This window comes from Rheinheimera sp. NSM (assembly GCF_052380015.1).
Lineage (GTDB): Bacteria > Pseudomonadota > Gammaproteobacteria > Enterobacterales > Alteromonadaceae > Alishewanella.
Genome location: NZ_JBQTCI010000001.1, coordinates 802,419 through 814,338 on the forward strand (window position 1 = coordinate 802,419; position 11,920 = coordinate 814,338).

17 protein-coding genes are annotated in these 11,920 nt (G+C 47.2%); 7 read left to right on the forward strand and 10 right to left on the reverse strand.

Annotation, left to right across the window (positions count from 1 at the left end; all coding sequences use genetic code 11):
* Positions 1 to 64: 64 nt before the first annotated feature.
* Positions 65 to 1,378 (reverse strand): STAS-like domain-containing protein, encoded by a 1,314-nt coding sequence (locus ACTZWV_RS03540; protein ID WP_444785211.1) that lies wholly within the window; start codon positions 1,376 to 1,378, stop codon positions 65 to 67.
* A 299-nt stretch (positions 1,379 to 1,677) separates the two neighbouring features.
* Here ACTZWV_RS03540 and ACTZWV_RS03545 point away from each other — a divergent pair, with 299 nt between their 5' ends.
* The 3 genes from ACTZWV_RS03545 (at position 1,678) to ACTZWV_RS03555 (ending at position 3,930) form a co-directional block, all read left to right on the forward strand.
* Entirely contained in the window at positions 1,678 to 2,706 is a 1,029-nt protein-coding gene (locus ACTZWV_RS03545) for a nuclease-related domain-containing protein (RefSeq protein WP_444785212.1), read from the forward strand.
* Positions 2,706 to 3,257: a hypothetical protein gene (locus tag ACTZWV_RS03550; RefSeq protein WP_444785213.1), complete on the forward strand. Its 552-nt coding sequence runs from the start codon at positions 2,706 to 2,708 to the stop codon at positions 3,255 to 3,257. The genes ACTZWV_RS03545 and ACTZWV_RS03550 overlap by 1 nt, the downstream gene beginning before the upstream one ends.
* A 127-nt stretch (positions 3,258 to 3,384) precedes the next feature.
* Positions 3,385 to 3,930, forward strand: a complete 546-nt coding sequence (locus tag ACTZWV_RS03555; protein WP_444785214.1) for a hypothetical protein — start codon at positions 3,385 to 3,387, stop codon at positions 3,928 to 3,930.
* 159 nt (positions 3,931 to 4,089) lie between these two features.
* Here the strand turns inward: ACTZWV_RS03555 and ACTZWV_RS03560 are convergent, their stop codons facing one another.
* The 3 genes from ACTZWV_RS03560 to ACTZWV_RS03570 are packed head-to-tail and all read right to left on the reverse strand — an operon-like array spanning position 4,090 to position 5,329.
* On the reverse strand, positions 4,090 to 4,641 hold the full coding sequence (locus ACTZWV_RS03560) for a DUF6843 domain-containing protein (RefSeq protein WP_444785215.1): 552 nt from the start codon (positions 4,639 to 4,641) through the stop codon (positions 4,090 to 4,092).
* A complete protein-coding gene (locus ACTZWV_RS03565; RefSeq protein ID WP_444785216.1) occupies positions 4,614 to 5,045 on the reverse strand; it encodes a hypothetical protein in 432 nt (143 codons plus the stop codon). Before ACTZWV_RS03565 ends, ACTZWV_RS03560 begins: the two co-directional genes overlap by 28 nt.
* 38 nt (positions 5,046 to 5,083) lie before the next feature.
* Positions 5,084 to 5,329, reverse strand: coding sequence for a Rho-binding antiterminator (locus tag ACTZWV_RS03570; protein WP_444785217.1), 246 nt, complete (start codon positions 5,327 to 5,329; stop codon positions 5,084 to 5,086).
* 89 nt (positions 5,330 to 5,418) lie between these two features.
* On the opposite strand from ACTZWV_RS03570, the gene ACTZWV_RS03575 reads away from it, so the two are divergent.
* Both ACTZWV_RS03575 and ACTZWV_RS03580 read left to right on the forward strand, forming a co-directional pair.
* A complete protein-coding gene (locus ACTZWV_RS03575; protein ID WP_444785218.1) occupies positions 5,419 to 5,649 on the forward strand; it encodes a type II toxin-antitoxin system CcdA family antitoxin in 231 nt (76 codons plus the stop codon).
* The gene (locus ACTZWV_RS03580) at positions 5,649 to 5,942 is read left to right on the forward strand and encodes a CcdB family protein (RefSeq protein ID WP_444785219.1); all 294 of its coding nucleotides are present in this window, start codon (positions 5,649 to 5,651) and stop codon (positions 5,940 to 5,942) included. Before ACTZWV_RS03575 ends, ACTZWV_RS03580 begins: the two co-directional genes overlap by 1 nt.
* 15 nt (positions 5,943 to 5,957) lie before the next feature.
* Here ACTZWV_RS03580 and ACTZWV_RS03585 read toward each other — a convergent pair whose 3' ends face one another.
* Positions 5,958 to 6,647, reverse strand: a complete 690-nt coding sequence (locus tag ACTZWV_RS03585) for a hypothetical protein (RefSeq protein WP_444785220.1) — start codon at positions 6,645 to 6,647, stop codon at positions 5,958 to 5,960.
* Between the two features lie 199 nt (positions 6,648 to 6,846).
* On the opposite strand from ACTZWV_RS03585, the gene ACTZWV_RS03590 reads away from it, so the two are divergent.
* Positions 6,847 to 7,437, forward strand: a complete 591-nt coding sequence (locus tag ACTZWV_RS03590) for a YqaA family protein (protein WP_444785221.1) — start codon at positions 6,847 to 6,849, stop codon at positions 7,435 to 7,437.
* Here the strand turns inward: ACTZWV_RS03590 and ACTZWV_RS03595 are convergent.
* Both ACTZWV_RS03595 and ACTZWV_RS03600 read right to left on the reverse strand, forming a co-directional pair.
* On the reverse strand, positions 7,434 to 8,141 hold the full coding sequence (locus tag ACTZWV_RS03595) for a PepSY domain-containing protein (protein WP_444785222.1): 708 nt from the start codon (positions 8,139 to 8,141) through the stop codon (positions 7,434 to 7,436). The genes ACTZWV_RS03590 and ACTZWV_RS03595 overlap by 4 nt on opposite strands.
* 162 nt (positions 8,142 to 8,303) lie before the next feature.
* Positions 8,304 to 8,525 (reverse strand): hypothetical protein, encoded by a 222-nt coding sequence (locus ACTZWV_RS03600; protein WP_444785223.1) that lies wholly within the window; start codon positions 8,523 to 8,525, stop codon positions 8,304 to 8,306.
* 426 nt (positions 8,526 to 8,951) lie between these two features.
* Here ACTZWV_RS03600 and ACTZWV_RS03605 point away from each other — a divergent pair, with 426 nt between their 5' ends.
* Entirely contained in the window at positions 8,952 to 9,053 is a 102-nt protein-coding gene (locus ACTZWV_RS03605; protein ID WP_444785641.1) for a GrpB family protein, read from the forward strand.
* Positions 9,054 to 9,189: 136 nt separating this feature from the next.
* On the opposite strand, the gene ACTZWV_RS03610 is transcribed toward ACTZWV_RS03605, so the two are convergent.
* The 3 genes from ACTZWV_RS03610 to ACTZWV_RS03620 form a co-directional block, all read right to left on the reverse strand.
* Positions 9,190 to 9,435, reverse strand: coding sequence for an EF-hand domain-containing protein (locus ACTZWV_RS03610; RefSeq protein ID WP_444785224.1), 246 nt, complete (start codon positions 9,433 to 9,435; stop codon positions 9,190 to 9,192).
* A gap of 154 nt (positions 9,436 to 9,589) precedes the next feature.
* The gene (locus ACTZWV_RS03615; protein WP_444785225.1) at positions 9,590 to 10,318 is read right to left on the reverse strand and encodes an ankyrin repeat domain-containing protein; all 729 of its coding nucleotides are present in this window, start codon (positions 10,316 to 10,318) and stop codon (positions 9,590 to 9,592) included.
* A 97-nt stretch (positions 10,319 to 10,415) separates the two neighbouring features.
* Positions 10,416 to 11,831 (reverse strand): Mbeg1-like protein, encoded by a 1,416-nt coding sequence (locus ACTZWV_RS03620; RefSeq protein ID WP_444785226.1) that lies wholly within the window; start codon positions 11,829 to 11,831, stop codon positions 10,416 to 10,418.
* Positions 11,832 to 11,920: the final 89 nt, after the last annotated feature.

Consider the following 11,920-nt stretch of genomic DNA (forward strand, 5'->3'; position numbering starts at 1 on the left):
TTTTTCTGAGTGAGTAGAAAAACAAAGGCCGCATTTGCGGCCTTTGTTTTTAATGTACCTAAGCTTAGCTATCGGTATTCTCATCCAGAATGAAATCAAGAGTTTCTCTTATTTCGGGTAAAGTATTTACAAATTTGAGGACTTTGTATGCTTTCATTCCCAAAGTCTTAATGGGTGAAGCAAATAAACCTGATAAAAAACTGTGTGGTGCACTAGCAACTCCGTCAAAATCGATAATGACCGATTTACCTTCTCTAATCTCTGGGAATAACCTTGAGTCTCTAAACTTAATAGCTGCTTCTTTGTCCTCTGCGTACGAGCCAAAAAAGTTTTTTATACTTAAATAGTAGGTGTTGAGCTTTTCCTCTCGATCACCTTTATCTTGCTCTTTCTTTGCCTCAATCCGAAACTCCTGCATCATTTGATGTAGAGCAAATGAAACATCTTGTTCGAGCTTTACAGAAACCAGTACAAATGTTCCGTTCCAACTTTCCTTGAGTGTTTTGCCAGTTATATCTCTAGGTGATATGTGAAGAACCCCATTTCCAGAAACAATATGCATATCAGCATTCAATCTTCTGATAATGTTTGTTGATAGAAATAAGCCTACACCAGCATTGTTTTTCTCTTTGTAAGGATCTGTTGACCCAAAAGTGCCTGATACTTGAGGTTTTATCGCTAACTTTATAGCTTCTTCATCAGACTCTTGACCCGGATACGCCTGTTCAATGTGTTTTCTGATCCCAATGCCAGTATCTGCGACGATGAAATGAATTTCATTTCCTTTTTGGTACCAAGTGAACTGAATTAAAGACGGAACTCTTTTGTCACTACCGCGAAAATTGAAAAAAGTTTTACCGTGCTCAAGCGTATTGTAGAGTAGTTCGCTAAGAACATATCTTAAAGTATTAAGGTATTCTACGTTGAAACCAGCGGTGTATTTCTCTACTCTTGAAATGGCTAACTTAAAATCGTTACTATTTCTTATTGCTAGTAGTGGCTTTCTATTGTTTGATTTGAAATTCTGGTTTTCATGGATTGCGACGTCAAAAAGGCCCCTTGCTCCCATTGCTCGCCACATTTCACTTGCACCATTTTTGCTTTCACTTTCAATTATACTTACTCTACAACCTTGATTACGAAGTTTCCAAAGGTAGGCAACTAGAAGGGAAAGAGCTTGGTAGTTGGCAGTACTACATTGACGAAAATCTACTCTAACAGGCACATTTTCCAAGTCCCAATTAAAAAAACGTAATGCAGGCTCGAAATCAAAAATACCGTGATCTTTAAAAGTGAATTTAGCCGGTAGCTCTAGGGTGACAGTTTTGTCTTTATCTAACTTTTTCCTTAAAGAGTGCAGTTTACCGTTGTAGTCCATTTTTAACCTTTGAGTCGATACCAAGAAAATTTAACTAATAATTCTTACAATCTGAATTCTTTGTTGTCAGGTTTATATAAAAGTCTCTCTGGGTCAAGCGATTAGCAGGGAAAAATTATGATTGGCTATTTAATGATCAGAATATCAATCCGGTCATTGTGATTGATATTCTGAGAAGCGCGAAAGCCCAATGAATTCTGCCTACAAAAGTTAAGCGACAGCGATCAATCGGACATATGCTACTTGCCGAGAAATTCTTCTCTTGTTAGCATCGGGATTCCATAATTCAGGGACGTCACATGCGCTGGATGCGTTTTACTTTACCGCTATTACTGTTTATCTCCCCGCTGGCTTTTGGCCAAAAGCAATATACCGAAGGGGCTTGTTTGTTGTTGCAACAGCAAACCGAGCGTTTTTTCGGCCAGCCGAATAGCCGTAATTACCAAGATGCGCGCCGTGAGTTGAACAACCACTGCCAAAACCCGATACCTGCACCAACGCATCAGCTTAACCTGACCAATATCTCGGCTGAACCTGCTGCGACAAAACCTGCAGCACAAAATGTGGCAAGGAGCAAAACGGTTAATGCTTCAGCAGTGGTACTGCCTGCTAAACAAACCGTTAGTACACCTCAACCCCTGAAGCCTGCTAACGTATTACAGAACTTGTTTGCACCCGTGCAGGCAATGTTTGGAGGCTTGTTGGTGTATGTTATGTTGTTTGGCAGTTTTATCGTCCTGCTTTCCTTATTGGTAAGAAAATACTCCGCCAAACTTATTGGTGCGGTTGGTGAGTGGACGCTGCATAAAGTACTTGTGGCTAAGCTGCCGATAAGCTACCGGCATTACCGTAATCTGGTGTTGCAAACGGCGCAGGGTGATTTAACTGAAGTGGACCACCTTATCGTCAGCCCCTACGGCATCTTTGTAATTGAAGTAAAAAACTATCAGGGCTGGATTTTCGGCGGTGAAAAGCAAGCTGAGTGGACAGTGCAGCACTTTCGCCGCAAACACCGCTTTATGAACCCGCTTAGGCAAAACTATAAACATACCGAGGCAGTAAAATACGCGCTTGGCTTAGATAAGACAGGGGCCGACAAGGTGCATTCAATGGTAGCGTTTGGCCCAAGCGCAGAGTTTAAAACGCCGCTGCCGGTAAATGTTATGCATATTGCTCAGGTTGCCGATTACCTGCAGCAGTTTTATCAGCTGTGTTTTAGCGATGAACAACTGCGCCAGTTCAGCGCCAGGTTGAGTATAGCTGCCGCTGAGCAAAAGATACTGCGTAAGCAGCATTTGGTCCAAGTACAAACCGGAGCTTCAAAGTAATGCAAAAACGTCTAATTGCTGGGTTGTTGTTTATTTTAATACCGCTTTTCGACAGCTTATTTTTGGGTAACGTCTTTGGCCTTCAGTGGCACAGCCCGGCCTTGATGTACAAAGTCAGCGTTTACTTGATACCGGTAAAATTGCTGTTTACTGTGATTGGCTTGGTGCTGTTGTACCACTCGCATGTGGTTGGTGCGATTAAGTTTATGAAAGTAATAGTGATCGTGCTGGGTGTACTGCATGGATGTATGCTGGCGCTGGTGTGCTTGCTGTATCTGACGCTGGGTGATAAGTCAGGCTTTTACAGTGCCAACGGTAGTATTCAGCTTTATACCGCTGATACCGGGGCGATAGGTAAGTCGTATCATTATTTTTCTTACCTGTGCCGTGGCAAATATGGTTTTTACACCCTGGTGCCAATCAGCCGGGAGGATTGGTTGGGACAGTTTAGTTTTCAGCAGAACGGTGATCAGTTGGTGATTACGCAGCACGATGGTAGTGAGACTAACACTATAATCCATCAGATCCCGGCTGGTAGCTGCGACCGATGAACACCGCTACCATCGCTCAAGCTTCGCACGCTGTTTGTCAGGGAGTTTTTCTCAGTTGTTGCAGTACCTGCTCAATACTTATACTCTACCCGATTTTTCTGGATAAGGCCCAAAAGGTAATAACACTATGAAAACATTGCTCTGCGCTGTTTTACTGACTACCGTATTTAATGCTGGCGCAACCAGCCATGACTTTATCGGCTGTACCTGGTATATCCCGTCAGGTTATACCGCGTTAGCCGATAACGGTTACCGTAAAACACCGGCGGAAGATGAGCCGGATACGACACCGGCTTCAGTGCGGTTTGCAGATGAGGGAACTGACGATTTGACAGCTTACACCAGACTGGCTCAGCTACCTGGTACAGAGGTAGTCTTGATTTCACATCAAAGTGATACGGGCTACAGCTATAAATCTCTTTCTATCAAACTTAAAAACAGTTTGGGCGATAGCCTGAGCAGCTCTACTTTGCTGGTGTCGCAAAAAAATCAGACGGTTTTAATGGTTTCTTTACCCCCGGCTGACAGTCTCCATCTAACCCGGGGTTGTGTTCCGCCTGCGGTAGTTGAGCGGCATTATGCGGCGCTGGCACAACTGGAGCCGGGAGTGGAAGCATTTTTGAATAGCGCCCATGGGTTTAACGTCTTAGTGCCGGAGCCGGCTAAACGTTAGAAGCATGCTGTTGCCGGTTAATAGCAGGGCTCAGTTACTACGGCCAGGCATCAGGTGACGCGAGAAATCCTAAGGGTCAGGCTTTGGAAGTGGAATTACGTTGTTAACAATAAAAAGATGCGCAGTTTCTGTGCGTATGAAACTTGCGGTATTACCGGATTAATTGCACCCCGGGTTATTTTGCTGAATAAAGCTCTCAATATCAAAGTGGTTTACTTTATCGAGGATCTGGCTTTTAGTGCCGATATGAAAGCCGCGAAAGTAGATATCGCACTTAAGCTCTGAGCTGCTGTATACGCTCGGCCCGCCACCGAAAATGTAAGTGGTATTGTCCTGATACGCTTGCTCTGTATCTATGCTGGTTAACCAGCGTGCTGTTATATCTGTCAGCTGCTCTGGCGAATCCTGGCGAAAAAAGCGCAGTTTATCCGCGGCAATGGCGCCCTCACTAATCTTGGCTTGTGTTAACAATACGCCATTGGCCGGGATCTGATACTGGCGGGCGTCGTGTTGATACTGCAAGGGCTCGCCGTTGGTTTGATCAAAAATAACATAAAATGCGCCGACATAATTAGCCGGCAGAATATAGTGCTCAGCCTCGCGCTGCTGCACAGCTTCGCTGCAGGCGGTAAGTAAGTAGCATAAAAATAATGCGCTTGGGCAGCGTTTGCGTACTACTGCAATTAACGTGGCGCTGAAGAAACCGGGCATAAAGCAACATCCTTGTTATAGGTGGTAAATATTGCACGGCTGCCATAATGCACGGCTTCGCATGGTTGATAGCCGTGTTGTTTTAACTGCCATAGCAGCCGTTGGTTGGCTAAAAAACCAGCAAGAGGTAAACCTAACACCAACAAAAGAAACAATCTGCTTTGCATTCTGCGCGCTTTTTGCGCTGCAACTTTTGTATTGTAACGTCGCTCAGCAATGCTCATCAGGTGCAGCAGCGGCAAGATCAGTGGTAGCAGTAAAAATGCGGTGCCGTATTGTATTTCGACCAGTGCAGCTTGTTGCATAGCAGCATAATGTTGTTGCAACAGCCACAGGTAAAACAGGGCAAAAGCCACTGCCAACGTATGAAGCACCACCAGGCAGGTTTTAGTTAATGCAGACATTGGGTATTATCACTCATTGATATCTAATTGCACTGCAATTATTTAAATCTTACTTGCTGCAAATGCGGGTTAGCTACAGTGACTTCAAGCAGTGCGATATCCTCCAGCAACACCGGTTCGTCATTGTCGTTTTGCCTGATGACCAAACATTCCTGCCGCTGGTCGTTATAGCGGGTGGTCACCGCAGTGCCGCTAAGCACAGCACCGGTGCTTAGCGTTAGCTTTAGCGGATAATGGTACAGACAGACGATTTCAATATAATCATGTAAGTCACATTTGAGCATTTCAGACTCCGGCAACAGGTTTGCGCAGGTTATCTGCGCATAGAATTTGCGCTATACTGCTGCTAATTACATAACAGCGGGGCTTAAGTATGAACCATACTACAAAAGCAGCTTGCAATACTTCTGTCGATGCGGCTTTGCTGGCCGAGGCTAAATCATTAAACATCAGCCCGTCACTGGTATTGGAGCAGGCTTTGCGCAAAGCCGTAAGCCAGGCTAAAGCTGACCTGTGGCAGGCACAAAATGCTGACGCTATAGCAGCCTATAACCAGCAAGTTGCAGAGCACGGTACTTTTGCTGAGCGGTTGGGCCAGATATAGTGCTGCAGCAATTTAGTGTTGCCCGCATAGAGCAGCAGTTGGTTGTGGTGCTGACTAATACGCTGTTTCACAATATCGAAGTGTTGCTGGTGGCAGTGGTTAAACCACAAACAAATGCTGCCTTGTTAACACAATTCCAAATACCGGTCACTTTCGATGAGCAAGCATGTTTTATCGACTTGCTTGATATTGCCTCAGTATCAGCAAAGCGCTTAAAAGCCACTGCAGTGGATTTACAAATTTACCGTCAGCAAATCAAAGCAGGCCTTGATCTGCTGATTGACGGCTTTTGAGGTGACCGGTTGCTGCTAAATGGCTCTGATGCGCAGGTCCAGCTCTTGATAATACAGCCGGGTTAAGCCTTCAAAGCCGGAATCGGTGCCGATAAATACCCAGATAGTGCCATCAGCATTGCTGGTAAATTGCAGCGGTGTCTTGCCGCCTCCGGTAACGGTTTTGCCGGCAAATTTTTGGCCGTCACACCCTATATCCGCTGCAGCAATATTGCCGATCACGCGGCCCTGGCTGCCGTCCTGGCTTTGGTTGCCTTTATCGGCATTTAAGTAGTAACCGGCTTGCTTTGGCTCTGTAGCGGCGTAGCCAAACTTTAGGTAAACCGACTCACCAGGCGCACCGCCGACACCAACGCAATCTGCGCCGGCATCAGTTAAAAAGCGCACCGAAACCGACAGCTGATAGCGGCTGGAGGGCTCCAGCCCGGTTATTTGTCTTTTAATATACATAAACAAATCGTCGCTGCGGTTCATGCCGGCCAGATAAAAACCTGTGCCGGAAAAGCCTGTTGGCAGGGTACGGATACCGCTTTCAAGTTCAAAGATATCGGCGTTATCGCTGGGGTAATCAGAAAAGCCCGGCTGCCACTGCTGAGCGCCATCGCGAAAATCATAATAGTGTGCCGGCAAGGTGCCGTATTCAATATCACAGCCGCTTAGCAGTAACAGGCTGCCCGCGAGCAGGGGGAGGGTGCTAATCTTCATCAAGCTATTCCTCAGCTATGGAGTAGCCAGAATGTTAGCGCGCCGGCAAACCGGGAAGTGTAACTGATTGCAACCAAATTGCAGTTAAGTGTTAAGTTTTAACGTGTTCAGGGTAAAGTAATATTTTTTTACTAAGGTTTGTTATTCACCCTGCGATTACGCTATGCAAAACTCTGCTTAATAAGGATTTCTTTAAACGATGCTGAACCCGGACGAATTGTCGGCGCAAACCTGGTTGGACCGCTTGGACAGAGCCGCTTATGCGCTGCCACTGCTATTTTTGCTGTCAATGCTGGAGACGCTGATTATACCTATACCCATTGAAACCATTTTAATTCCGTGGATGCTGAGCCAGTCGCGGCAGCGCTGGACTATTGCCACTGTAGCCCTGGCCGGCAACATTACTGCCGCAGCGCTGGGTTATTGGCTTGGTGCTTTGGCGATGGAACAATGGGGCGACACCTTGATCAACCTGTTCGGTGGAGTACAGGCCTATGACAGCTTCGCTGAACAAATACGCAGTAACGGCTTTATGTCGGTATTAGCGGTAGGTATAACGCCAACCCCTTTACAAATTGCCATGCTGGCTGCCGGTGCCGCAGGCTATTCGTTTATGCTGTTTTTACTTGCCGTCGCTCTGTCACGGTCGGTGCGTTATTACGGTCTGGTACTGTTGGTGCACTTTGCGGGGGACGCTGCAATGCGGCTATGGAAGAGATATTCACGCCAGATTGGCGCTGCTTTGCTGGTGCTGGCAGGTATCTGGCTGTGGTTTGCATTCGCTGTTTAGCGCGCCCGCCGCTTTGGCCGGTAGCGCTGCCACAACATAACTAAACCGGTTAACGTAAACAGTAAGGATGCCGCTGCGGTACTGATCAGCAAGGGGTTATTAAAATTGCTGCGATCGGTGTAATCCATAATGTGCAGCATCCAGAGGAAGTCGAACAAGCGCCAGCTATCGGTGCGCACCCGCAGCACCGCGCCGGTAGCCGGGTCAAGATAAAAGCGGCTGTTGTCGCTATCATCAAACTGCAGTTGCCACAGCGGCGCCGCTAAGGTTTGTACTTCCTGTGGCGGCTGTTGCAGCAGCTGCGCCGACTCAAGCGTACCTGCACCATGGTATTGCGCCTGTGCCAGTTGGCGAATGTCGTGCTCTTGCAGCTCTGCCAGCCGTTGGCCGGTTATCGCGCTGTAGCGAAAGCGGACGCCGGCGTCATCCACCAGATATACCGGTGAGGCACTCAGCTGATTATCTTGCCAAACAAGGCGTTGGCTAAGGCTAAAGCCGGCCTGTGGGCTATGCAGCTGCAAAACCTGTAACGGGCTGACTTGCGCTTGCTGCCACTGCGTGCTGACAACCTGACGCAGGTGTTCACCGCGTACCTGTTCTATCGGTAGAATGGCCATGACCAGACCACTGAAAAACCATAAGGTAATTTGCACAACCAGAATAAGGCCCAGCCAATTATGCAGGGTACGGCACAGTTTCAGCATTGGTTCTACTTCAGTGCTAATCGGTTAACTATAAAAGCAGAAAATTGCCATTGCTGTAAAGCAGCAAAATGTTGCAGCAGGGCCAAACAGTGATGCCGGCCGCAGCTGCCACTGACAAATGGTAAGCAAAAGGCGCTTTGCCCCTTTTGCTTTGGGTTGTGTTTAACTGTGGCGGCGACTGCGGTTGTCGCGCACCAGCCACCAGACCAGGTAGCCAAGGATAAGGTATGGCAATACGCTGAACAGCAGCGATATGCCAATGCCAAACAGGGTAGCTGCCACGCCAACAGCAATACCAAAGGCTGTTGCCACTAAGCCGATTAAGGTTGGAAAGCAGTAAATACCTAAGGCAACTAACAAGATAATGACGATGGTTCTGTTCATATGCTAATCCTTTTCATGTTAAGCATGGCGTATTTCTACACTAGCTATTCATACACTGTGCCACAATTTAAATTGATATAAATCAGTTGCTTGTGGTTTGCTTATATTGTGGTGTTAAACGAGAGATAAAGATTTTGGCAAATTTGACCATTAGTTCGTCAGAACCGGTAACTGTGCGAATGGCTTTATCAGGAGGGTATTGGCTGCCGGTGATGCGATGATAGCTAATGCAAAATAATGCATACTAAGCGCGGCGCTACAGATTACAATTTGATAATGCCCCGACAGGAGTTTAAGGCCGGCCTGATAAGCGTTTTTTACTAAAAATCCTGCCATACATAAAAGCTTAGCGGCTAAGGAGTTGCCGGTGATGGATGAAGCGGAATCGCTGGACCGGGCGATTCACGAGGAAGTGGCACTGTTACCATACGAGGTAGTGCGGAGTGGCAGCGACGGCTGGCATTTCGCGATATGCTTCGTGCCAATACGGAGCTGGCACAGCGCTATGAGCAGAATAAACAGTTGTAGGCGAGGGCATTCCGCTCAGACAGAGAAGCCTATACTGCGGCTAAAACCGGTTTCATCTTGAGCGCATTGAAAGGTGCAGCTTAACCAACCGTTAGCTGAGTGGCCCCGGCCCACGACAGTAGCCGTGCCTTGTCGCTTAATACTCCCACCAGCAGTCTTGCCACCACTCTAAGAATTCAGCAAAGTCGATATAGCCGTTATTGTTGGTGTCGACAAGCTTAAAACCTTCTTCAACATGGCTGACTTTGGTTTTTGGCGCCAGCACCGTTAACAGCTCGATAAACTCGGGTAAATCAATACGGCCATTGCCGTCGCGGTCAAAAAATTCGAATTCGGTTTTTATTGCTGCAATTTGTTGTTCAGACAACGTTTCTCTATTCACGGGTATTGCCTTGTATATCAATCATATTCAGCCTTAGTGTACTGCGCGCAGAAATGCCTGTCTATGCCGGGAGCTCAGCAGAAGCAATGGGTTTTGATTTGTGCGCATGGTCAATATTCGGAGCCTGCCCCGGAGAACTTAAAGAACTCATACTTCAGTGAACAAGACCCTTGCTTAGGTTTTCTCTGACATCTTTTGGCGACGCTGGTGGAAATGTAACGCCTTGCTCAATAAGTAAGGCTTTAGTTTTATGGGTATCTTCGCTTACCCGAAATGCCGGGTTTTTTGCGTTTTTCTCAATTGCCAAATGCACGCGCCATGCGACTGATGCCCCGGTTGTTGACGGCTGCGTAGCAGATGCGCCTTCGCTGACCAGCTTGTAGACAAAATCATATTTACCTAAATCGGCAGCATACAGGGCACTGTTACTATTACTGCCATCTGTAGCATTCACATCTGCACCATGCTCCAGCAACAGATTAAACTGCAGCCAGTTGTCATGGCCGATAGTTCCGAATATTGCCGGGTGCCCCGTAGACTCATCTCTTGAATCAGGGTTGGCGCCGTATTTTAACAATAAGCTGAATAACTTATTGTCGCCGTCACCGGCCAAAATGGCTAACGGTTGGGCCGGCTTAGGGCCTTCACGGTTTATTTCTACCATGGCAGGGAAATTTGCATCAGCACCCAGCTGCAGGGCCAACTCAACGGCCGCCGCGTCTTTTTGCATAATAAGCCATAGTAGAGGCGTAATGCCTTCATCGCCATGGGTATTCAGCTCAGCACCTTGTTCCAGCATTGATCTTGCCGTGGTTGCATCCTTGCGTTGGATGGCATGCAGCAGCTTTACCATATCAGCATTAAAAAATAATTCGGCTTTCATATTTTTTCCTTCAGACTTGCAGCTGCTAAGCAGGCCAACAAGCACAATCATTAAAACGGGTAACAGCTTTAATCCGGCAAAGAGCAGCACTTTCAAATTAGCCATTGTAAGCCTGTGAGAAGTTGGAGAGGGTTTTAATATCCTCGTCTTTTTGTGCTTCTATACCCTGGATAACCTGATCCATGCCGTGTCGTGTAATCGGATTTCCGCCTTTAACACTGGGTAGATCGAGCATAGTACCTGATGCTTTAGGTAAGGCACTAAAAGCCGTGATACCTATGGCTGCAAGTAGTCCTGTTATTGGGCCACCAATTGCGGCGGCAGCTCCGGCTATAACAGCTTTAGCGCCTAAACTTTGTGCCATGGTTAATATTTCTCCGTTGACTGCCTGGGTGGTAATCAGCTTAGCGGTGTCTGCTAATGATAAACCATTCTGCCGACTGGCGGTTTTAGGATGTAACCCTGCAGAATTAAAGGTGTATCCAGGCTGTCCTGTTACTGCAACGCCGGCAGATGCTAAGCCTCCGCCAAGTGAATGGCCAACTATGGAGAAGTCACTACCATAAATATCTTCGGCCTGAGTGGCTAAACGCATTGCCTGATTATACTGTTCAGTTTCCAGGCCGCTGCCTTGCTTAAGGTTGGTTAGCCAATCTTCTTTACCGGTTACAGCGTTATTTGTGCCACGGTAAGTGAGCATGGTTTCGCCATTGATCTCCGATTTGAACAGGGCTGCACCAAATCCGGTTTGTTTATTTGTAAAATCAGCTTGCGTTAAACCAATATCTTCCGGATTTATAATTTCCAGACCCGGCGGTGCTTCGGGCAGCACGTTCAGAGCGCCGCGATTAAACTCATCTACTTTATATACGTATTCTGCAGCTTCTGCCCGCAAAATATTGTCGTTATTAAAGCTAAGCCGCTCGTGAGCCTGTTGTACGTCCGGGATGCCTGCGGTGTCACTCAGTAATGATTGCCGTTGCTGATAACGCAACTGGCGTAGTTGAACTCTGTCTAATGCAGTGTCAGGTAAGGTCGCAGAATGGTGATTAGCTATGCCTGCTGTTGCCGCTTCTTCCGGTACTACGGCACCACCGGGTTTAGCTGTTCTGGTTGCCGGAGCCGGGCTGTCGTTGCTACCGGTCGCTGGTGCTAAGCCGCCTTCGCCTATGCCGTTATCTTCCGGTGGTTGGCCCCAGCCTTCGGTAAGTTGCCATACGCGCATTTCATCGGCGGCGAACATCTTTATCAAGGCATCGCGCAACTGAAAGGTTGTCAGTTTCGACAAATCACATTGCCACGGCTTGGCATGGCGGTACATTTGCGCCCAAATTTCGCGTTGGTTCCAATGTGGTTCCAGGTCGTGCAGGAAATAGCGGCCAAACTGCAGGTCTTTTACTTCGCTGAGACAGTCTTCGCCCAAATCAGCGTAAGCCAGTAAGCAATTACTGCACAGATAGGTTTTACCCCATTTGTCTTGCAGTATTACGCCGTCGTAGTGTCTGTCCAGCATCCTGCCACCTTATGTTTATAAAAATGCTGCTTTATTAAACAATAAATTTACAGTAATGCATTCTTACAATCATGCAGGGCCTTGTCAAA